The sequence below is a fragment of the Streptococcus sp. 1343 genome, assembly GCF_013277355.1.
GTDB lineage: Bacteria > Bacillota > Bacilli > Lactobacillales > Streptococcaceae > Streptococcus > Streptococcus pseudopneumoniae.
Map to the genome: position 1 here is coordinate 21,697 of NZ_VMMT01000074.1, position 22,193 is coordinate 43,889.

Genomic DNA, 22,193 nt, shown 5'->3' on the forward strand with positions numbered 1-22,193 from the left:
GGAGTTCAGATGAACTCCTTCTTTGAAATAGAGAGGTGTTTTCATGTCTTATCAAGATTTAAAAGAGTGTAAAATCATCACAGCCTTTATTACCCCCTTCCATCAGGATGGTTCCATCAACTTTGATGCTATTCCAGCCTTGATTGAGCATTTGTTGGCTCATCATACGGATGGAATTCTTCTCGCAGGGACCACTGCTGAGAGTCCAACCTTGACTCACGATGAAGAGTTGGAGTTGTTTGCGGCTGTACAAAAGATTGTCAATGGACGCGTTCCTTTGATTGCGGGTGTTGGTACCAATGATACGCGTGACTCTATCGAGTTTGTCAAAGAAGTCGCGGAATTCGGCGGTTTTGCTGCTGGGCTTGCTATTGTACCTTACTACAATAAACCTTCTCAAGAAGGAATGTATCAGCACTTTAAGGCCATTGCAGATGCTTCTGACCTGCCTATTATTATCTATAACATTCCAGGTCGTGTGGTTGTCGAATTGACTCCAGAAACCATGCTTCGTTTGGCTGATCATCCAAATATTATTGGTGTCAAAGAATGTACCAGCTTGGCCAATATGGCTTACTTAATTGAGCACAAGCCTGAAGAATTCTTGATTTATACAGGTGAGGATGGAGATGCTTTCCATGCCATGAACCTTGGTGCGGATGGGGTTATTTCTGTTGCATCCCATACAAATGGGGATGAAATGCACGAGATGTTTACTGCTATTGCAGAAAGTGATATGAAGAAAGCTGCAGCTATTCAGCGTAAATTCATTCCTAAAGTCAATGCCCTCTTCTCTTATCCAAGTCCTGCTCCAGTTAAGGCAGTTTTGAACTATATGGGATTTGAAGCTGGCCCAACTCGATTACCTCTAGTTCCAGCACCAGAAGAAGATGCCAAACGCATTATCAAAGTCGTCGTAGATGGCGACTACGAAGCGACCAAGGCAACTGTAACAGGTGTCTTAAGACCAGATTACTAATAAGACAATAAAATCCATGACCGAATGAAGGATCATGGATTTTTCTTATTTTCCTAAACAGAATTGGCTAAAAAGTTGGGTAATGAGTTCATCAGGAGCCGCATCTCCAGTGATTTCTCCGAGGATTTCCCAAGTACGGGTCAAGTCAACTTGAAGCAAGTCAACAGGCATCCCCAGTTCAAGACCTTCATTAACAGCTTGCAAACTTTCAACGGCCTTCTCAATCAAGGAAATGTGACGGGCATTTGACAAGTAAGTAGCATCTTGCTCAACCAAACCAGCATTTTCAAAGAAGAGGTTGTTGATTCGCTCTTCAATCTTATCGATATTTTGATTTTTAAGGACTGAAATGCGAATGACATCTTCTGGAAGTTCAGAGGTTTCAATAACTTCTGGCAGGTCAGTTTTGTTAAGGAGAATAATTCGGTTGGTTTCTTGGCTGATTTCTAGGAGTTGGCGGTCTTGGGCGGTTAGTGGTTCACTAGCATTTAACACTAGTAGTACTAGGTCAGCTTCCTTGAGGGCTTTTTTCGAACGCTCGACACCGATTTGTTCAACGATATCATCCGTTTCACGAATACCAGCTGTGTCAATCAATTTTAGGGGAACACCGTTGATGTTGACGTATTCTTCAATGACATCACGTGTCGTACCAGCAATATCGGTTACGATTGCCTTATCTTCACGTAAGAGGTTGTTGAGAAGGCTTGATTTCCCAACGTTGGGGCGTCCGATGATGGCAGTGGAAATTCCTTCACGAAGGATTTTACCGCGACGGGCTGTTCTAAGGAGATTGGTTAGTAATTGTTCAAACTCCATTGTCTTTTCTCGGACCACAGCAGTAGTCGCTTCTTCAACATCGTCATACTCAGGATAGTCGATATTGACCTCGACTTGGGCAAGTGTGTTAAGGATTTCTTGACGGATATTGTTAATAAGGTCAGAAAGTGAGCCGTCTAATTGTTTAACTGCAATGTTCATAGCCTTGTCTGTCTTAGCACGGATGATGTCCATAACGGCTTCAGCCTGAGTCAAGTCAACACGTCCATTTAGGAAGGCACGTTTGGTAAATTCACCAGGTTCTGCCAACCGAGCTCCTTCACGGATAGCTAGCTGGAGAATCTCATTGGTCACCGCAATCCCACCGTGAGTGTTAATCTCGATAATATCTTCACGAGTGAAGGTTTTTGGAGACTTCATGGCTCCAACCATAACCTCGTCCATGACCTTACCATTTTGAGGGTCAACGATGTGACCGTAGTTAAGTGTATGGCTAGCAACCTGACTCAAGTATTTTCCTTTAAAAATCTTTTGCGCAATAGCAAAACTTTCTGTTCCGCTCAAGCGGACAATACCAATAGCCCCTTCACCTAGTGGAGTAGAGATAGCAGCGATGGTATCAAATTCTCGTGTAATCATAATGTTTCCTTTAATCAATAACTCTTTTCTTGGAAATTTTTCCAAGTCTCTTTTCAAATTGTAACAAATTTGAACTATTTCTTCAATGGATGCTACTTGGAGATTGAAAAAGTCTAAGCAATTCTGCTTAAGCTAGCTTATTTAGTACGCATTTCCCCTTGTGGGAAGTAAGTTCCTTCTGGCATGTCGTTGATGATGACATGGACAGCAGATTGAGGGGCTCCAGTGTTGCGGACAACTGCTTCCGTTACTTCCTTAGCAAGAGCTTTCTTTTGCTCGAGCGTGCGTCCTTCAAATAAATCGATGCGTACAAATGGCATAATAGCTTCCTCCACTAGTTTTGATTTCTTCCATTTTACCACATTTTGCCGTTTAAAGCTTCAGAAAATTATGATATACTAGAATGTAGCAAAAATTTAGAAATGGACGTGAAGCAAGAAACATGGCACAGTTGTATTATCGTTATGGGACCATGAACTCTGGTAAAACGATTGAGATTCTCAAAGTGGCCTATAACTACGAGGAGCAAGGAAAAGGTGTTGTCATTATGACCTCGGCTCTGGATACGCGTGACGGTGTTGGCTATGTGTCGAGTCGAATTGGCATGAAACGCCCTGCCCTTGCGATTGAGGAAACAACGGATATCTTTGGCTATATCCGAGACCTACCAGAAAAACCTTATTGTGTTTTGGTCGATGAAGCCCAGTTTCTTAAACGCCACCATGTTTACGACCTAGCTCGTGTTGTGGACGAGTTAGACATACCCGTCATGGCTTTTGGCTTGAAAAATGACTTTCGCAATGAATTGTTCGAAGGTTCCAAATATCTCTTGCTTTTAGCAGACAAGATTGACGAAATCAAGACCATCTGTCAGTATTGCAAGAAAAAGGCGACCATGGTGTTGCGAACACAGGATGGACTGCCCGTTTACGATGGAGAACAGATCCAGATTGGTGGTAATGAAACCTATATCTCGGTTTGCCGTAAACATTATTTTGCCCCTGAAATCAATAAGGAGAATGAAGAAAAATGAACATCTATGATCAACTACAAGCTGTAGAAGACCGTTATGAAGAACTAGGAGAATTGCTGAGTGACCCTGATGTCGTTTCAGACACCAAGCGTTTTATGGAGCTTTCAAAAGAAGAAGCTTCCAATCGTGACACCGTAATAGCCTACCGTGAGTATAAACAAGTCCTTCAAAATATCGTCGATGCCGAAGAGATGATTAAGGAATCAGGCGGAGATGCGGACTTGGAAGAAATGGCCAAGCAAGAACTCAAAGATGCCAAGGCTGAAAAAGAAGAATATGAAGAAAAACTGAAAATTTTGCTCCTTCCAAAGGATCCAAACGATGACAAGAATATCATCCTTGAAATCCGTGGAGCAGCTGGTGGAGACGAAGCGGCACTTTTCGCTGGAGATTTGCTAACTATGTACCAAAAGTATGCGGAAGCCCAAGGTTGGCGCTTTGAAGTCATGGAAGCCTCTATGAACGGTGTCGGTGGTTTTAAAGAAGTGGTTGCTATGGTTTCTGGTCAGTCGGTTTACTCTAAACTCAAGTACGAATCAGGTGCCCACCGTGTGCAACGTGTCCCTGTGACAGAAAGCCAAGGCCGTGTTCATACTTCGACAGCGACAGTTCTTGTTATGCCAGAAGTTGAAGAGGTTGAATACGACATTGATCCAAAAGACCTTCGTGTCGACATCTATCACGCCTCTGGTGCTGGTGGACAGAACGTCAACAAGGTTGCGACAGCCGTTCGTATCGTTCACTTGCCAACCAATATTAAAGTTGAGATGCAGGAAGAACGTACCCAGCAGAAGAACCGTGAGAAAGCCATGAAAATCATCCGTGCGCGTGTTGCTGACCACTTTGCACAAATTGCTCAGGATGAACAAGACGCTGAGCGTAAATCAACAATCGGTACTGGTGACCGTTCAGAACGTATTCGTACTTATAACTTCCCACAAAACCGTGTCACAGACCACCGTATCGGCTTGACTCTCCAAAAACTAGATACTATTTTGTCTGGTAAATTGGATGAGGTTGTGGATGCTTTGGTGCTCTATGACCAAACACAAAAATTAGAAGAATTAAATAAATAATGATATTAGCTCAATTATTTTCAGATTTTGAAGAAGAGTTGATAAGACAAGGAGAGGAAGCTGAAAGCCTCTCTTTTGTCTATCGTGGCCTGAAAAATCTTCCTTTCACAGATTTTGTTTTTGCCCTCCAGAAAGAGGTAACAGAGGAAGAAAAACAATTTGTAAAAGGAATTTTTCAACAGTTAGTAGATCATAAACCAGCACAGTATATCATCGGACAGGCAGATTTTTATGGAATGCAGTTAAAAGTTGATGAGCGGGTTTTGATTCCCCGTCCAGAGACAGAGGAATTAGTCGAGCTTATCCTGGCTGAAAATTCTGAAGAAAATCTTAAGGTCCTAGATATCGGGACAGGTAGTGGAGCTATTGCTCTCGCTCTAGCAAAAAATAGACCAGATTGGTCAGTGACAGCAGCAGATATTTCCCAAGATGCTTTAGATTTAGCTAACGAAAATGCTAAAAATCAAAATCTTCAAATATTTTTAAAAAAATCTGACTGTTTTACAGAAATTTCTGAAAAATATGATATAATTGTTTCCAATCCACCCTATATCTCTCGTGAAGATGAGTCAGAGGTTGGCTTGAATGTTTTGCATTCGGAGCCTCATCTAGCTCTCTTTGCAGACGAGGATGGCCTAGCTATTTACCGTAGAATTGCGGAAGATGCAAAAGACTATCTCAAAGATGGTGGTAAGATTTACCTTGAAATTGGATACAAGCAAGGTCAAAGTGTTCCTGAACTTTTTAGGAAGCATCTTCCTGAAAAACGTGTAAGAACGCTTAAGGATCAATTTGGTCAAGATAGGATGGTCGTGATTGATGATAGACAGGATTAGACAAGAGTTAGAAAAGGGTGGTGCAGTTGTCTTACCTACGGAGACAGTTTACGGTCTCTTTGCAAAGGCTCTAGACGAAGAAGCAGTTAACCATGTTTACCAACTCAAACGTCGTCCTAGAGATAAGGCACTCAATCTCAATATCGCCTCTCTAAAGGACATCTTGAACTTTTCTAAGAATCAGCCAACTTATCTTCAAAAACTTGTAGAGACCTTTTTACCAGGTCCCTTGACTATTATTCTCGAAGCTAATGACAGAGTTCCCTATTGGGTCAATTCTGGCCTTGCGACTGTTGGATTTCGGATGCCTAGTCATCCCATTACCCTTGATTTGATTCGAGAGACGGGTCCCTTGATTGGACCGTCTGCCAATATCTCAGGTCAGGCAAGTGGCGTGACCTTTGAACAAATTCTGAAGGATTTTGACCAAGAGGTTCTGGGTCTAGAAGACGATGCATTTCTAACTGGACAGGATTCAACTATTTTGGATTTGTCGGGAGACAAGGTGAAAATCTTACGCCAAGGGGCGATTAAGCGAGAAGATATTCTTGCTCGGTTGCCAGAGATTTCTTTTGAGGAGGAATGAGATGCTAAGAGATTTAAGAGAAACTGATGTGAAAGCCATTTGTGAAATTAACCAAGAGGCTTTGGGTTATTCTTTTAGTCCAGAGGATACAGCTAGTCAACTAGCTAGATTATCTCAGGATTCACATCATTTCCTACTTGCTTATGAGGATGAAGCTAGTCATGCCTTGCTTGGATATGTCCACGCTGAGGTCTATGAATCACTTTATTCTAAAGCAGGATTTAATATTTTAGCTTTAGCAGTTTCACCTCAAGCGCAAGGTCAAGGTATTGGTAAAAGCTTATTACAAGGGTTGGAAGAAGAAGCAAAAAGACGTGGTTATGGGTTTATCCGCTTAAACTCTGCCGATCATCGTCTGGGTGCTCATGCATTTTATGAAAAAGTTGGTTATACTTGTGATAAAATGCAGAAACGGTTTATTCGCATCTTTTAGTTTGATTTTCTAATAAGAAAATGAAACTAATGGACTAGTCACACAATAAAAGGAGAAGACCTATGATTTTTGACAAAGATGATTTTAAAGCATATGATGCTGATCTCTGGAATGCTATTGCCAAAGAAGAAGAACGACAACAAAACAACATTGAGTTGATTGCTTCGGAAAACGTAGTTTCCAAGGCTGTTATGGCAGCTCAAGGGTCTATCTTGACGAATAAATACGCCGAAGGCTACCCAGGACGCCGTTATTATGGTGGAACAGATGTAGTAGACGTGGTAGAATCTCTAGCCATTGAACGCGCAAAAGAAATTTTCGGTGCAAAATTTGCCAATGTCCAACCTCACTCAGGAAGCCAAGCTAACTGTGCGGCTTACATGGCCTTAATTGAGCCAGGTGATACCGTTATGGGGATGGATTTGGCAGCAGGTGGACACTTGACCCACGGAGCTCCAGTTAGTTTCTCAGGTCAAACCTACAACTTTGTTTCTTACAGTGTTGACCCTGAAACGGAACTCTTGGATTTTGATGCTATCTTGAAACAAGCTCAAGAAGTAAAACCAAAATTGATCGTAGCAGGTGCTTCAGCCTATTCTCAAATTATCGACTTTTCAAAATTCCGTGAAATTGCGGACGCTGTTGGGGCTAAACTTATGGTAGATATGGCTCATATCGCTGGTTTGGTTGCTGCTGGTCTTCACCCAAGCCCAGTACCATACGCTCACATCACGACAACAACGACCCACAAAACCCTTCGTGGACCACGTGGTGGTTTGATTTTGACCAATGATGAAGACTTAGCTAAGAAAATCAATTCAGCTATTTTCCCAGGTATTCAGGGCGGTCCTTTGGAACACGTTGTGGCGGCTAAAGCTGTTTCCTTCAAAGAAGTTTTGGATCCAGCCTTCAAGGAATATGCTGCCAATGTAATTAAGAACAGCAAGGCTATGGCAGATGTCTTCTTGCAAGACCCTGATTTCCGTATTATTTCAGGTGGAACTGAAAACCATCTCTTCCTTGTTGATGTGACTAAGGTTGTAGAAAACGGAAAAGTTGCTCAAAACTTGCTGGATGAAGTCAATATTACCCTAAATAAAAATTCAATCCCTTACGAAACCTTGTCACCATTCAAGACAAGTGGGATTCGTATCGGAGCAGCAGCCATTACTGCACGTGGATTTGGTGAAGAAGAAAGTCGCAAAGTGGCTGAACTCATCATTAAAACCCTTAAAAATGCAGAAAATGAGGCTGTATTAGAAGAAGTGAGAAGTGCAGTCAAAGAATTGACAGATGCCTTCCCATTATACGAGGACTAAAACTTTTATGGACATTTATATTAAGAAAGCCATTATTCACCAGTTCAGTCCGGATGATACCGAGCTGTTCCTAGCGGATAAGCTTCTCAATATTACTCCAAAAATCGAAGAATACCTGCGTAAAAAAATTGAACGTGTGTATTCAGATGAAGCCAAGACTGGGATTTTCGAGGAAGAAAATCCCTTCTTCAATCACATCACAGACGATTTATTGGAGACATCAGTAACACTGGCTAATCTCTGGAAAGAGGAGTTTAGCATTTCTGAAAATCTCAAGACCAATGACTTGATTTTTGTGCAATTGTCTAAAGAAGGTGTGGAACATTTCGCTTTCTTGAGAATTGCCCTGCGTGAGACCTTGACTCACCTCGGAGGAGAAGTTGATAATCCAATCAAGCTGACTCAGAATAACCTGCCTGGATTTGGAACAGGGGCTGATGAGGCCTTGGTGGTTAATCTTCAGAGTCGCAAGTACCATCTGATTGAAAAACGAATCAAGTATAACGGGGCTTTCTTGAACTATTTTTCAGATAATCTTCTTGCTGTCGCTCCTAAGATTTCTCCTAAGAAATCTATCAAGGAATTGGAAAAAACAGCACAGCGCATTGCTGAGACTTTTAACACAGATGATTTTCAATTTCAATCCAAGGTCAAATCAGCGATTTTCAACAACCTAGAAGAAAGCAATGAATTGTCACCAGAGAAACTGGCCAATGACCTTTTTGACAACAATCTGACGGCTCGTTTGAGCTTTATTGACCAAGTCAAAGAAGCCGTACCAGAACCTGTTCAATTTGATGAAATTGATGCCAGTCGCCAATTAAAGAAATTTGAAAATCAAAAACTTTCCTTGTCAAATGGAATTGAGCTCATCGTTCCCAATAACGTCTATCAAGACGCCGAGTCTGTTGAGTTTATCCAAAACGACAATGGAACCTACTCTATCTTAATCAAAAATATCGAGGATATCCAAAGTAAATAATGTTTAAACGAATTCGAAGAGTGCTTGTACTAGCAGTCTTCCTTTTTGCTGGATATAAAGCTTACCGCATTCACCAAGATGTTAAGCAAGTTATGACCTATCAACCCATGGTGCGAGAAATCTTGAGTGAAAAAGACACCCCAGCAAACGAAGAGCTTGTGCTCGCTATGATTTATACCGAAACAAAAGGAAAAGAAGGCGACGTCATGCAGTCTAGTGAGTCTGCCAGTGGTTCCACCAACACCATAAATGATAACGCCTCTAGCATTCGGCAAGGCGTTCAAACTCTGACAGACAATCTCTATCTGGCCCAGAAGCAGGGTGTTGATGTCTGGACGGCTGTTCAAGCCTATAATTTTGGACCAGCCTATATCGATTTTATCGCCCAAAATGGCAAGGAAAATACCTTGGCTCTGGCCAAACAGTACTCTCGTGAGACTGTTGCTCCCTTGCTTGGTAATACCACTGGAAAGACTTATAGTTATATTCACCCTATTTCCATTTTTCACGGTGCTGAACTTTATGTAAATGGAGGAAACTATTACTATTCTAGGCAGGTTCATCTTAACCTTTACATCATCAAATGTTTCACTCTCTTTTCAACATCTGGCTAATCCAGGTGTTTTTGTTATAAGTTTTCTTTAAGATAGATATATTACTCTAAAAAGGTAAAGGAGGGAATTCCCTATGAGAAAGAAACTCTTTCTGACCAGTGCTGCGGTCTTGTGGGCAGTAACAGCTATGAATAGCGCCCATGCAGCAACAGATGTTCAAAAAGTTATCGATGAAACCTATGTTCAACCTGAATATGTCCTAGGTTCATCATTGTCTGAAGATCAAAAAAATCAAACCCTTAAAAAACTAGGCTACAATGCCTCAACAGACACCAAAGAACTCAAGACCATGACACCTGATGTCTATTCTAAGATTATGAATGTGGCCAATGACTCTAGCTTACAATTGTATTCATCAGCCAAGATTCAAAAACTAGGTGACAAGTCGCCACTTGAGGTCAAGATTGAAACACCAGAGAACATCACTAAGGTGACTCAGGATATGTACCGAAATGCAGCAGTAACCTTGGGTGTGGAACATGCTAAAATCACTGTAGCAGCCCCTATTCCAGTTACAGGTGAGAGTGCTTTAGCAGGGATTTATTATTCGCTAGAAGCTAATGGAGCCAAGGTGCCACAAGCCAACAAAGATTTGGCTCAAGAAGAGCTAAAGGCTTTGTCCGATATCAATGCTGAAAACAAGGACAAAACAGGCTATGATGCTAATAAATTAAACGTTGCCTTAGCAGATATTAAGTCAGGACTCGCCAAAGCTAAAGAAAGTAAGGGAAATCTGACAGAGGAAGATGTCCGTAAAATTGTTGAAGATACCTTGAAAAATTACAAACTTGATCAGGTTATAACAGGAAACCAAATCAATATCATCATCAATTTTGCTTTGAATCTCTCAAAAAGTGATATTCTTAGCAATACAGACTTCACTAAAACTCTAAATGACCTTAAACAAAGTATTGTTTCACAAGCTGGCGACAGTTTTAAAAATATCAACCTTAACTTTGATGCTGATAAGGCGCTAGAGGACGGTGGGAACTTCTTAAGTTCCCTCTGGCAAGCCATTGTCAACTTCTTCAAGAGTTTTGGTTCTTAAGAAATTTCATGGTATAATAGATGGTAACCCTAACGTTGCCGTCTTTTTTGTCGGCCAATAGAAAGAGAAAATAATGTTAAAGAAAAATGATATTGTAGAAGTTGAGATTGTTGACTTGACCCATGAAGGGGCAGGAGTTGCCAAGGTGGATGGTTTGGTATTTTTTGTTGAGAATGCTTTACCGAGTGAAAAAATCCTTATGCGTGTCCTCAAGGTTAATAAAAAGATTGGTTTTGGGAAAGTTGAAGAATACCTTGTCCAATCACCACACCGTAATCAAGATTTAGATTTGGCTTACCTGCGTTCAGGAATCGCGGATTTAGGTCATCTTGCCTATCCAGAACAGCTCAAGTTTAAAACCAAGCAAGTCAAAGACAGTCTATATAAGATTGCTGGAATTGATGATATAGAGGTTGCTGAAACTTTAGGTATGGAAAATCCAGTCAAGTACCGTAACAAAGCACAGGTCCCTGTTCGTCGAGTGAATGGTGTTTTGGAAACAGGATTTTTCCGTAAGAATTCCCACGACCTCATGCCTTTGGAAGATTTCTTTATACAAGATTCTGTGATTGATGAGGTAGTAGTAGGTCTACGTGACTTGCTACGTCGTTATGATTTGAAACCTTATGATGAAAAGGAACAATCTGGCTTGATTCGAAATCTTGTGGTGCGTCGTGGGCACTATTCAGGGCAAATCATGGTCATTTTGGTGACAACTCGTCCCAAAGTTTTTCGTGTTGACCAATTGATTGAACAAGTCATCAAGCAGTTTCCAGAGATTGTGTCTGTTATGCAAAATATCAATGACCAGAACACTAATGCTATTTTTGGTAAGGAATGGCGTACGCTTTATGGACAAGATTTTATCACTGACCAGATGTTGGGAAATGACTACCAAATCGCTGGCCCTGCCTTTTATCAAGTCAATACTGAAATGGCTGAAAAACTTTATCAAACAGCTATTGACTTTGCTGAATTAAAAGAAGATGATGTGGTCATTGATGCCTATTCTGGTATCGGGACGATTGGTATTTCTGTTGCGAAACACGTCAAGGAAGTCTATGGTGTTGAAGTAATTCCAGAAGCGGTTGAGAATAGTAAGAAGAATGCTCAACTGAACAATATTTCAAATGCCAACTATGTCTGTGACACAGCTGAAAACGCCATGAAGAATTGGCTTAAAGATGGAATTCAACCAAGCCTTATCCTAGTTGATCCACCAAGAAAAGGACTCACCGAGAGTTTTATCAAAGCTAGTACCCAAACAGGAGCTAACCGCATCGCCTATATCTCATGTAATGTCGCAACCATGGCGCGTGATATCAAACTCTACCAAGAATTGGGATATGAATTGAAGAAAGTCCAGCCGGTTGATCTTTTTCCGCAGACGCACCACGTGGAGTGTGTTGCTCTGCTCGTAAAAACCTAGAAACCTTTGAATGAAAGGGATAACGAAAAGCCTTGATTGCAAGGCTTTTTGTATTGGCGTGGGGAAGTATCAGAGTGAGAAAATTTTTGGAATGAATAGAAGTGATAGCTAGAAATTATCAGTTTCTATTTCCATTTACCCTGTGGGTACGTGTTTGTTTCCATTGACAAGGAGATTGTGGGAATAGAAACGTCCACACCTTACATATCTCCAGAATGGGCGATTGAAATTGATACAATTTAATAGAGATAAGCTCTTGTTATGTTTCTTTTAAGTCAATTAACTAACAATACTCAAAGTATGCTCAAAAATATGATATAATCTAGGACATAAGGCAATACTGTTTTAAAGTATTTTCTCTTAACCATGTCTCGTTAGACAAATCTGATTCGTCTGGTTTTCTAATAGATTTTAATGCTGACTTGGTTTTATAGCCATTATGCTCTCCATTATTTTAGTGTGGAACACTTTGGTTATTAGTTTTTTGTTACATTGTAAGCAAATCAATAGAGATAGAAAAAGGAATTATATGTTTAGTTATGAGGTTGTAGCAAGTTTTAACGACTTAGAAAATGCTATTTATACAACTATTTTAGAAAATGAAAATATATCCTCTATGACAATCAAGGAATTGGCCCAACTTGCACATGTATCAGTTGGAACCGTACAACGATTTTGCAAGCATCTAGGATTTGATGGATATAGCCATTTTAAGATTGCTTATAAAGAATATTTAAAAAATGAGCAAATTATTTTAAACAATCAAAACAATCATTCTTTGAAGCTATTCATTGATTATACTGAGCAAGATACTTTTTTGCAGCTGATTATGGAGGCTGTGGCAATCTTAAAGAAAGTTGAACAGATTGTTTTTGTCGGAATTGGTTCCTCTGGAACTTTAGGTCGATATGGAGCGCGCTATTTTTCAAATATTGGCAAATTTAGTATGTGTATTGAAGATCCTTGGCAACCAGTGCTACAAAACAGTATGGAAAAAACTTGTGTCATTGCCTTATCCGAATCTGGTGAGACTTCTCAAACATTGAAAATTGTACAAAAATTAAAGGAAAAAGGTTGTCCAGTTATTGCCATCACAAATACATTGGAATCAACATTGTCAAGGCTATCTGATTGCTCCATAACCTATCATGTTCCTCAATTATTTTTAAATGGGTTTAATATTACGACGCAGGTACCTGTTATTCTTATTATTGAAATGTTAATGAAACAACTATATACTACAAAAGCATAAGGGTGTCTATGAATTTATTTGATTATCATAAAGTAAAAGGGCTAAATAATAGTGAATTAAGCGTGTATAATTTTATATTGCAACATAGAGATAAAGTTGCTACGATGACTATCAGAGAGCTATCGACATCTATAAATCTATCGACAACAACCATCATTCGTTTTGCGAAAAAGATGGGATTTGATAGCTACAATGATTTAAAATATGCTTTGTCAAGGTCGGAAGATAAGGAAAATAAACATCGTCACTACTTTCCTATTGATATTCCAGCAATACAATTTTTACAGACTAGTGTCCAAGATGAAGCTTTAAAAAAACAACTATCAGAGATAGCAGACTTGATCGTTCAAGCCAAACAAGTTATCTTTTTAGGGGTGGGTACTAGTCTAAGTTTGGCAGAATATGGCTCATATCTTTTTTCTGGAATCGGTATTCTTAGCTTTGCTATTACTAACCCATTTTATTCTCTGAAATTGCATCATTCTAATTTGGAGGATGTTTTGGTTATTGCTCTAAGTGTCAGCGGTGAGACAGAAGAAGTTCTAACTCTGGTACAGGGATTCAAAGAAAGAAATGCTAAGATTGTTAGTCTGACAAATACAGATATTTCCACTTTATCACAGCTATCGGATATAAATTTATCCTACTTTATGCCAGTTGCCTACGCAGATTCCTCGCTACGTTCCACTAATTTGACCACTCAGATTCCAGTTGTCTATTTTTTAGAATCCTTACGTTACCAAGTTTATTTAAAAAAATAGGAGTGAAAACTCTTGTTTTTTTTATGTAACAAATATTGTTCGACTGTACATTTATTTTCTATCTCAATATCTATTGTCAGCAGATACAGTATGTTATAAAATAGACTTGTTCATAGCGCTAGTACAAAATACAGAAAGGATTGGTAAAATGGCAAAAATACCAGAAGGCTTTTTATGGGGTGGGGCAGTTGCTGCTCACCAAATTGAAGGAGGATATGATAAAGGTGGAAAAGGCATTTCGATAGCCGATGTGATGACGGTTGGAAGTGCTACCCACTCTCGACAGATTACTGATGGCGTCTTACCTGACGAATATTATCCGAATCATGATGCAATAGATTTTTACAGAACCTATAAGGACGATATACAATTATTCGCTGAGATGGGATTTAAGTGTTTTCGAACTTCGATTGCCTGGACTCGTATCTTCCCAAATGGAGATGAAGAAGAACCTAACGAAGAAGGGTTGAAATTTTATGATGATTTATTTGATCAGCTGCTAGCTCGTCAAATTGAACCGGTCATCACACTCAGTCACTTTGAAATGCCCTATCATCTAGTTACTAAGTATGGTGCTTGGCGTAATCGCAAGTTGATTGATTTCTTTGTTCGTTTTGCGGAAGTCGTCATGGAACGATATAAGGACAAAGTTAAGTATTGGATGACCTTTAACGAGATCAATAATCAAGGTGCAATTAATGTTCCTTGGTGCTCATGGACTAATTCTGGTGTCATTTATCAAGAAGATGAAAATCCAGTTGAGGTACTACAGCAGGTTATCCATTATCAGTCAGTGGCTTCTGCAAAAGTTGTACAATTGGGTCGGAAAATCAATAAAAATTTCAAAATTGGTTGTATGCTGGCAATGGTACCATTTTATCCGAATACATGTGATACAAAAGATATACTTGCTAGCCAGAAGGCAATGGAGCATCGTTTATTTCACTATGGAGATCTTCATGTTTTTGGAGAGCGTCCTTACTATATCGAGGCCTTTTGTCGAAAAAATAATATCAAACTGGATATTTTACCAGAAGATCTAGAAACTCTAAAAGAAGGTTGTGTAGATTATATTGGCTTGAGTTACTATATGAGTGATACAGTGACTGCTACAGCATCTGAGGAAACAGAAGAACTTTTCAAAGATGTTTATACTAAGAAAAATCCCTATATTGAATCAAGCGATTGGGGTTGGCAGATTGATCCTGAGGGATTACGCTATAGCTTAAATCTTTTATACGATCGCTATCATTGTCCGCTTTTTATAGTTGAAAATGGATTCGGTGCTTATGATAAGGTAGAGCCTGATGGAATCCATGATTCTTACCGCATTGATTACCTCAAACAACACATTGAACAAATGATGTTAGCGATTGAAGAAGATGGCGTAAATGTCATTGGTTATACCCCTTGGGGCTGTATCGATATTGTTAGTGCTGGTACAGGTGAAATGGAGAAGCGTTATGGCTTTATCTATGTCGATAAGAATAATAATGGCGAAGGAACTTTGCAACGAATGAAGAAAGATTCCTTTACATGGTATCAAAAAGTGATTACATCAAATGGAAACGAATTATAAGGAGTAATTAAAATGAATATTGGATTGTTTTGTGCAGCAGGTATGTCAACAAGTATTTTGGTTGAGCGAATGAAAGAAGCGGCTCAGAAAAAAGGGAAAGATGCAACAATTGCAGCTTATTCCATCAGTGAATTGGAACAAAGAGTTGGAGATATTGATGTGGCTCTATTAGGCCCACAGGTTGGTTTCCAACTTGAAAAAGCAAAAGAAATTTGTGCTTCTCACAATGTTCCTGTAGAAGTGATTGCAATGGCTGATTATGGCACTGCAAACGGTATGGCAGTTCTTAAACAAGCTTACATGATGAAAAAATAAGGAGAAGATGATGAAGGATAAACTGATTAAAAAGTTTGTTGATGGGATGATGGCCTTTGTCAATACCAAAGGTGTAACAGCGATAAAAGATGGTATTGTTTTCTCTATGCCATTGTTGATTGTTGGCTCCATCTTTCTTATCTTGGCCAATCTTCCAGTTCCAGCTCTAGCAACGATGTTAGAAACTAGTGGTATTACCCCTGTTCTCAATCAAACAATTGGTGCAACCTTTAATATCAGTGCGATTGTAACAGTCATTGGGATTGCGTATACCTATGCTAAGCTAGAAAAACAGGAGCCGCTTGGGGCAGGTGTCATTGCCCTAGCAGTTTTCTTGCTAATCCAGCCCTCCAGTTTGATTTCTAAAAATGGGGATGTAGTTGGTAACATTATTCTGAAGGATTGGACTTCCGGGAAAGGGATGATTGGTGCCATTATCGTTGGTTTGATTGTAGGAGCAAGCTATTCTTGGTTTTTGAAGAAAAATATCAAAATCAAAATGCCAGATGGCGTACCAACTGGTGTAGCCAACGCATTTTCAGCCTTGATTCCTGCTACTGTTATCATCACAGCGGCAACGATCTTTGTCGGACTTGTTGAACAATTGTTTAAGGTCACAACGATTGAAATGATTTATAATCTTATTCAAACACCAATGCAAGGCTTGACTGACTCATTGTTTGGTGCGGTGCTTATGTGTTTCCTTGTACCATTCTTATGGATGTTTGGGGTGCACGGCTCAACTGTAGTTGGTGGCATCATGAGTGGCTTGCTACAGGCGAATGCTTTGGAAAACCAAGCCATTTTAGATAAGGGCCTTGAATTAAATCTAGCCAATGGTGGTCATATTGTGACGATTCAATTTTTTGATCAATTTATCAATGTTACAGGTGCCGGGATTACGATTGGTTTGGTAGTTTACATGGTTGCATTTGCAAAATCAAAACAACTAAAAATTCTTGGACGTCTTGAAATGGTTCCAGCCATCTTTAATATCAATGAGCCGGTGCTCTTTGGTTTGCCGATTGTAATGAACCCAGTTTTAGCAACTCCCTTTATATTAACGCCTATTTTATCTTGTATCATCCAGTATTCAGCGATTTATTTTGGACTGACACCTATGTATGGTGCCGTTCAAGTTCCGTGGACTTGTCCTCCAATTATTTCAGGATTTATCATCGGTGGTTGGAAAACAGCCTTGTTGCAAACACTTATTTTGGTTATGTCTTTCTTTGTTTATTATCCATTTATTAAACAGATGGATAAACAAGCTTTACAAGCTGTAATGCAAGAAACAAGCGATTTAGAAGACGAAGATTGGTAAGAGAGGTATTAAAATGGACGAAAAAGTACTCGAAGTGTGTTTTCAAATTATCACCTATGTAGGAACAGCAAAATCTATGTACATCGATGCTATTCAATTGGCTAAGCAGGGTGAATTCGAGCAGGCTAAAGATAGAATTAAACAAGGCGAAGAAGCATTTGTACAGGGACACAATGCTCACCACTCACTTTTGACAAAAGAAATGAATGGGGCATTAAGCCAAACAGGTCTACTTCTGATGCACGCTGAGGATCAGTTAATGAGTGCAGAAGGTTTTAGAACGATTGCTGAGGAATTTATAGCAGTCTATAAACGCTTTGAGGAAGGTAAATAGAGCAAGTTATGAAAGTAAAAAATCAAGCAATGTTAATTACCTATTCAGACAGTCTTGGAAAAAATCTGAAAGACTTGAAGTAGGTCTTAGAAGGCCCTTTGAAAGATGTGGTCGGTGGGGTCCATATTCTTCCCTTCTTTCCATCGTCAGGCGACCGCGGGTTTGCACCCATGGACTATACCAAGGTTGATGAGGCTTTTAGAGATTGGAGCGATATTGAGGCACTCAGTCAAGACTACTACCTCATGTTTGATTTCATGATTAACCATATCTCAGCCAAGTCGCCTTTTTCCTTGATTTCCTAGAAAAGAAAGATGAGTCTGCCTATGCGGATTTGTTTATCCGCTACAAAAATTTTTGGCCAAACAGTGGGCCGACTCAGGAAGATGTAGACCTGATTTACAAACGGAAGCCACGTGCTCCCTATCGCATTGCCAAGTTTGCTGATGGTAGTAAGGAAAAAGTTTGGTGTACCTTTGATGAGCAACAGATCGACCTCGATGTGACAACAGAAACAACTCGTCGCTTTATTCAGGAAAATCTGGAACAGCTGGCGGACCACGGAGCTTCCATTATTCGCTTGGACGCCTTTGCCTACGCCAATAAGAAAATCGGCACCAACTGTTTCTTTGTTGAGCCAGATATTTGGGAAATGCTTCATTTTCCGCGTCAGCTATTGGCACCAAAAGGAGTGGAAATTCTTCCAGAAATTCATGAACATTACACCATTCAGCAAAAAATCGCTGAGCAAGACTACTATGTCTATGACTTTGCCCTTCCGATGCTGGTTCTTCATGCTCTTTATTCAGGTAATGTCAACCGTCTTGTTCACTGGATGGAAATCTGCCCTCGCAAGCAATTTACAACCTTGGACACGGAGTGGTCGATGTCAAGGACTTGCTGACAGATGAGGAAACAGAGGTGACAAGAGAAGCCCTCTATGCCCAAGGAGCAAATGTCAAAACAGAGGACTACAACAATTTGGATATTTATAAGATAAATTGTACCTACTATTCAGTTTTAGGAAATGATGGCCAAGCCTATCTCTTGGCACGTGTGCTTCAATGTTTTGCACAAGGTATTCCGCAGATTTACTACGTTGGCTTGTTGGCAGGAGAAAATGATATCGAATTGCTCGAATCAACCAAAGAAGGCCGCAACATCAACCGTCACTATTATGATTTGGAAGAAATTGAGCGAGAAGTTCAACGCCCAGTTGTCCTTGTTCAATCTGCTCAAATTCCGTAATAGCAGCGCAGCATTTGATGGAGAGTTTACTGTTGACATGGAAGACGCTAATACTATCCACATCAGTTGGACCAATACCGATGCCAATACAGTGGCAGAATTAAGAGCTAATCTGAAAGATAAATCATTTGAAATTACAGAGAAAATAGATAGTGAAAGAACATCGATTTATCTATAATAGAATACAAAAGAGTGGTGGAAACGTTTGATTTCCTCACTCTTTTTGTTAGCTAGTTAGTAACAAAATAGTACTTAAACGTAAACTATGAATTATATTCTGTTGTGACGATAATTGTTCGAGAATATTTGTAATAAAAAAACAGGAACAGTCAATTAAACTGCTCCTATTTTTGTGATAGAATATAGGTAGTTATAACCGAGAGCAACTAAGAAGCAGTAAAAATATTATTCATAAAATAATCAAGATTAGGAAGATAAAATGACAGAAATTGATAAAAGGAATTTAAAAAATTATCTTTATTGTACATTTGGAATTACTTATATAGCTTGGGGGATTCTTGCCATCTTTACGCAATCTCATATTTTTGGATTAGAAACTTTTATAGGGAGAACTTTACATATAATAGGTGCACTCGGACCAGCTATTGCAAGTGGGTTTTATTTGAAAAGTAATAATATAAAATTTAAACATTTTTTATTTAATAAGAGAGAAAATAGTAGTATCTATTTCATTATTCATATGTTAGCAATTTTGATACTATTTTCTGTATCTTCCTTAGAATTAAATGGAGTATCAATTTATCTAATGCCATTATTCTTTATACAACTAATTTTTTTTTGGTGGTGGACATGAAGAATTAGGGTGGAGAGGAATATTACAACCGTTACTTGATAAAAAATATACATATTGGCAATCTAATTTGATTGTACGATCAATTTGGGGAATTTGGCATCTGCCTTTATGGTTTATAGTTGGAGAAAGTCATCAAGGATTTCCTTTTATTTTGTTTTTTATATATACATTATTTTTAAGTTTTGTTTTAGGTCTTCTTTACCGTCAAACGAAATCTGTGGGATACTGTATATTATTTCATGCGTTCGCAAATTTGTTAAATCTCTATTTTGTGTTAAAAATTAATGTTATTTTTATTGTCATTTTTATTGGTTATTTTATTTATACTATATTGGCGAGTAATAGAATTAGTAAGGAAACAACATTTTAAAATTTAGATCAGTATATCCATTATTGAAGGTAACAATCGGTCTATCTAGATAATCGATGTTAAAGAATTTTCTGTTGTAATTTCAAGTGGAATGATGAATGTCGTTTCTTTTGCAACTGGCGAAAATCTTTCCGTTCCACAGTATCATTTTAAAATGATTTTCATTGCCTTTTGTTTATTAGTATAAAAGAAGAATATTAACACATGTTGAGTGTGTGAGTTTGTTAGTGAAACGCAGTTAATCCTCAAAAGGTTCCCCAAACCTTTTGAGTCCGCCAATGGGATAGCTGTCGTAGAGTAATAAGTTTACGACGAAACGATAGGGTAACAGCGAACCGCTGAGTATGTAGCCTTGAAATGATGTTTTAAGAAGGTGGAAAAAAGAATTTGCTATATCCTAACGGTTACTAACTAATCAGTATTATGTTCTGAAAAATCAATCTACAGACAATTTAGAAGAGGTTATATATGGTTATATTAGAGTTATCTCAAAATAATTATTCTAAAGATTTAGTCGCATTTGATTCCATAGAAGATGGGAAAACTTTTGTAGCACAAATCCCTGGATATACTTTAGAAACAGAAGATGGATTTGAAGTAGAGTTTTTTAATCCTACAAACCTACCAGACTATATGGAAATTATCTATAACGGAAACATTGTACCTTTTTCTAAATTTATGTTTGACTCTAAGGAAAATGTAGACATTATTTGGAAAAAGATCTCGAATCTATCCGAACCAAACGAAAAAGTAATTGAAGGCTATTCCAAAATCGATGCATATGTCGTTAACAACGATGAAGTTAAAACCTATGTGGAAGCAAGAGAAGCAAACTATCGGCAGGCAAAAGACTTTCTAGAAGGCAGTGGATATGAAGTAGATAGAAGCTTTTTCGGAAGTGAAGACGGTGAAGCGATTCTCTACAGAAAAAAAGGTGCAGAAAATTGGCATTTCTTGTGTCACTTAGACCCAATGTTTGTAGAGATTGAAGATGTAGAAGGATATGTTAAAGAAGAAGTGGGAGAGATTCAATAGTCGATCAAAGTTCCTTGTGAGTATGTACCTTTGCTAGTAAAAATGTCAAAACATTGTAACGAAGGGGGTAAGAAAATCATTGAGTGTAAGCCTTTGTCTTGTTTAGAGGAAAAGTATTAGAGTAGCCGCTCATAATTTATACTAGATTTGATAACTTATTTGAGACAGATTTTATTTCTATAAATACTGTGAAAATTTTTTAATACCAAAGATTTAAAGTTACTGTGTTAAAAATCCTCTCCACTTTTAAACTAATGTATTATAAAAGTCAGTTGACACAAGTGTTACACTTTTGATAGAATTAACTAGAGGTGAAGAAAATGGCAACTGATAAAAATAGAATAATGATTAGCTTGGATGATAAAAATCTAGATAAACTTGAAAATTTAGTAGAAGATGCTAGAGATAGAAGAGGAATACGACTAACAAAGTCCCAGGTTATAGAATTACTCCTTAATACTGTTGATTATTTCGATGATATTATGGGAGCTATTTACTCAAAAAAATAACAGCAAAAATGCTATTATTTTTTTACAAACAGGTGCAACACTAGTGAAGTAGGAGTGATGAAATGGTTGTTTATATTAGACAAAGCAAACTACCAAGTGAAGTTTCAATTAATAAATACAATGCTCAAGTAGGTGCCTACTTACAAGGAGAAGAAATTATTTTATATCAATCTTTTTCTGAAATAGAACAGTTAACAAGTAAAGATATAGTTGTAGATTATATAATGGAGACCAGAGCATTACTAAAAATGATGGGGTTAAATGTTCCGGTTTATGACTATCCTATTGAGCTTAAAGACTTTTATGGTCGAAAGATTTATGAAGGTGTTTTAGGAGAGATTGTAAATATACCTGATAATTGGGGAAAATTTATTAAGCCTAAAGCTGGTTCAAAAGTCTTTACTGGAAGAGTTGTTAACGGAACCCGTGATTTGATAGGTATTGGTCTACCTTTTGACTATCCTATATGGATTAGTGAGGTTGTAGAATTCATAGCAGAATGGCGTTGTTTTGTTTTAGATGGTCGCGTATTAGATGTTCGACCCTATACAGGTGATTATCATGCACAATTTGATCCTAGTGTAATTGATAAAGCCATATCATGTTGGAAAGATGCGCCAATAGCTTATGGACTAGATATCGGTGTTACTAGTGATGGCAGAACACTTGTTGTTGAAGTAAATGATGGTTATGCATTGGGAAATTATGGCCTATCTCCTTTAAACTCAATCAATTTTCATAAAGCTAGATGGAAAGAAATGGTAAAACCTTATTTTGAAAAAAACGATGTCTTTACTATGCCTGAAAATGAAAATATAAGTTTCTAAAAAGAACAGAATTAAATCTGTGTATCTGCAACGAGTAAGTTGCAGTTTTTTGTTATGGCTTCAAGCCAGTT

Annotated in this window: 22 protein-coding genes and 2 pseudogenes; 22 read left to right on the plus strand and 2 right to left on the minus strand. The window is 38.5% G+C overall.

Features of this window, described 5'->3' with window-relative positions:
- Positions 1 to 43: 43 nt before the first annotated feature.
- Positions 44 to 979 (plus strand): 4-hydroxy-tetrahydrodipicolinate synthase, encoded by a 936-nt coding sequence (gene dapA, locus HT709_RS10220; protein WP_023935945.1) that lies wholly within the window; start codon positions 44 to 46, stop codon positions 977 to 979.
- Between the two features lie 45 nt (positions 980 to 1,024).
- On the opposite strand, the gene mnmE is transcribed toward dapA, so the two are convergent.
- Entirely contained in the window at positions 1,025 to 2,398 is a 1,374-nt protein-coding gene (mnmE, locus tag HT709_RS10225; protein WP_023938116.1) for a tRNA uridine-5-carboxymethylaminomethyl(34) synthesis GTPase MnmE, read from the minus strand.
- Between the two features lie 137 nt (positions 2,399 to 2,535).
- Complete coding sequence (locus tag HT709_RS10230; protein ID WP_001117401.1) at positions 2,536 to 2,718, minus strand: 4-oxalocrotonate tautomerase; 183 nt, start codon at positions 2,716 to 2,718, stop codon at positions 2,536 to 2,538.
- A gap of 122 nt (positions 2,719 to 2,840) precedes the next feature.
- Here HT709_RS10230 and HT709_RS10235 point away from each other — a divergent pair, with 122 nt between their 5' ends.
- From HT709_RS10235 to HT709_RS10335, 21 genes and pseudogenes are all read left to right on the plus strand, one after another.
- Positions 2,841 to 3,431: a thymidine kinase gene (locus tag HT709_RS10235; RefSeq protein ID WP_000068143.1), complete on the plus strand. Its 591-nt coding sequence runs from the start codon at positions 2,841 to 2,843 to the stop codon at positions 3,429 to 3,431.
- Entirely contained in the window at positions 3,428 to 4,507 is a 1,080-nt protein-coding gene (gene prfA / locus HT709_RS10240; protein ID WP_001028801.1) for a peptide chain release factor 1, read from the plus strand. Before HT709_RS10235 ends, prfA begins: the two co-directional genes overlap by 4 nt.
- Positions 4,507 to 5,343 carry a peptide chain release factor N(5)-glutamine methyltransferase gene (prmC, locus tag HT709_RS10245; RefSeq protein ID WP_172925739.1) on the plus strand — a complete coding sequence of 279 codons (837 nt, stop codon included), beginning with the start codon at positions 4,507 to 4,509 and terminating at the stop codon, positions 5,341 to 5,343. Before prfA ends, prmC begins: the two co-directional genes overlap by 1 nt.
- On the plus strand, positions 5,327 to 5,929 hold the full coding sequence (locus HT709_RS10250) for an L-threonylcarbamoyladenylate synthase (RefSeq protein WP_172925740.1): 603 nt from the start codon (positions 5,327 to 5,329) through the stop codon (positions 5,927 to 5,929). Before prmC ends, HT709_RS10250 begins: the two co-directional genes overlap by 17 nt.
- 1 nt (position 5,930) lies before the next feature.
- Positions 5,931 to 6,362 carry a GNAT family N-acetyltransferase gene (locus HT709_RS10255; protein WP_172925741.1) on the plus strand — a complete coding sequence of 144 codons (432 nt, stop codon included), beginning with the start codon at positions 5,931 to 5,933 and terminating at the stop codon, positions 6,360 to 6,362.
- 62 nt (positions 6,363 to 6,424) lie between these two features.
- Positions 6,425 to 7,681 (plus strand): serine hydroxymethyltransferase, encoded by a 1,257-nt coding sequence (glyA, locus tag HT709_RS10260; protein ID WP_033677253.1) that lies wholly within the window; start codon positions 6,425 to 6,427, stop codon positions 7,679 to 7,681.
- Between the two features lie 7 nt (positions 7,682 to 7,688).
- Entirely contained in the window at positions 7,689 to 8,663 is a 975-nt protein-coding gene (locus HT709_RS10265; protein WP_031222414.1) for a nucleoid-associated protein, read from the plus strand.
- Positions 8,663 to 9,277, plus strand: a complete 615-nt coding sequence (gene pmp23 / locus HT709_RS10270; protein WP_000476369.1) for a cell wall hydrolase Pmp23 — start codon at positions 8,663 to 8,665, stop codon at positions 9,275 to 9,277. The genes HT709_RS10265 and pmp23 overlap by 1 nt, the downstream gene beginning before the upstream one ends.
- A 73-nt stretch (positions 9,278 to 9,350) precedes the next feature.
- Positions 9,351 to 10,325, plus strand: a complete 975-nt coding sequence (locus tag HT709_RS10275; protein WP_001227752.1) for a DUF1002 domain-containing protein — start codon at positions 9,351 to 9,353, stop codon at positions 10,323 to 10,325.
- A gap of 73 nt (positions 10,326 to 10,398) precedes the next feature.
- Entirely contained in the window at positions 10,399 to 11,754 is a 1,356-nt protein-coding gene (gene rlmD / locus HT709_RS10280) for a 23S rRNA (uracil(1939)-C(5))-methyltransferase RlmD (protein ID WP_000914557.1), read from the plus strand.
- Positions 11,755 to 12,283: 529 nt separating this feature from the next.
- On the plus strand, positions 12,284 to 13,006 hold the full coding sequence (locus HT709_RS10285; RefSeq protein WP_000493321.1) for a MurR/RpiR family transcriptional regulator: 723 nt from the start codon (positions 12,284 to 12,286) through the stop codon (positions 13,004 to 13,006).
- Between the two features lie 8 nt (positions 13,007 to 13,014).
- Positions 13,015 to 13,767 carry a MurR/RpiR family transcriptional regulator gene (locus HT709_RS10290; protein WP_023932686.1) on the plus strand — a complete coding sequence of 251 codons (753 nt, stop codon included), beginning with the start codon at positions 13,015 to 13,017 and terminating at the stop codon, positions 13,765 to 13,767.
- A gap of 148 nt (positions 13,768 to 13,915) precedes the next feature.
- On the plus strand, positions 13,916 to 15,346 hold the full coding sequence (locus HT709_RS10295) for a 6-phospho-beta-glucosidase (protein WP_001062961.1): 1,431 nt from the start codon (positions 13,916 to 13,918) through the stop codon (positions 15,344 to 15,346).
- A 12-nt stretch (positions 15,347 to 15,358) separates the two neighbouring features.
- Positions 15,359 to 15,661 carry a PTS sugar transporter subunit IIB gene (locus HT709_RS10300; RefSeq protein ID WP_001020606.1) on the plus strand — a complete coding sequence of 101 codons (303 nt, stop codon included), beginning with the start codon at positions 15,359 to 15,361 and terminating at the stop codon, positions 15,659 to 15,661.
- 10 nt (positions 15,662 to 15,671) lie between these two features.
- The gene (locus HT709_RS10305) at positions 15,672 to 16,985 is read left to right on the plus strand and encodes a PTS sugar transporter subunit IIC (protein WP_172925743.1); all 1,314 of its coding nucleotides are present in this window, start codon (positions 15,672 to 15,674) and stop codon (positions 16,983 to 16,985) included.
- A gap of 13 nt (positions 16,986 to 16,998) precedes the next feature.
- Positions 16,999 to 17,319 (plus strand): PTS lactose/cellobiose transporter subunit IIA, encoded by a 321-nt coding sequence (locus HT709_RS10310; protein WP_000343789.1) that lies wholly within the window; start codon positions 16,999 to 17,001, stop codon positions 17,317 to 17,319.
- Positions 17,320 to 17,327: 8 nt separating this feature from the next.
- A pseudogene (gene gtfA, locus HT709_RS10315) lies at positions 17,328 to 18,745 on the plus strand (sucrose phosphorylase).
- A 261-nt stretch (positions 18,746 to 19,006) separates the two neighbouring features.
- Positions 19,007 to 19,751 (plus strand): annotated as a pseudogene (locus HT709_RS10320) (CPBP family intramembrane glutamic endopeptidase).
- Between the two features lie 468 nt (positions 19,752 to 20,219).
- Positions 20,220 to 20,786, plus strand: coding sequence for a hypothetical protein (locus HT709_RS10325; RefSeq protein ID WP_000234981.1), 567 nt, complete (start codon positions 20,220 to 20,222; stop codon positions 20,784 to 20,786).
- Positions 20,787 to 21,106: 320 nt separating this feature from the next.
- Entirely contained in the window at positions 21,107 to 21,295 is a 189-nt protein-coding gene (locus tag HT709_RS10330; RefSeq protein ID WP_000179767.1) for a hypothetical protein, read from the plus strand.
- Between the two features lie 62 nt (positions 21,296 to 21,357).
- The gene (locus tag HT709_RS10335; protein ID WP_000262013.1) at positions 21,358 to 22,122 is read left to right on the plus strand and encodes an ATP-grasp domain-containing protein; all 765 of its coding nucleotides are present in this window, start codon (positions 21,358 to 21,360) and stop codon (positions 22,120 to 22,122) included.
- Positions 22,123 to 22,193: the final 71 nt, after the last annotated feature.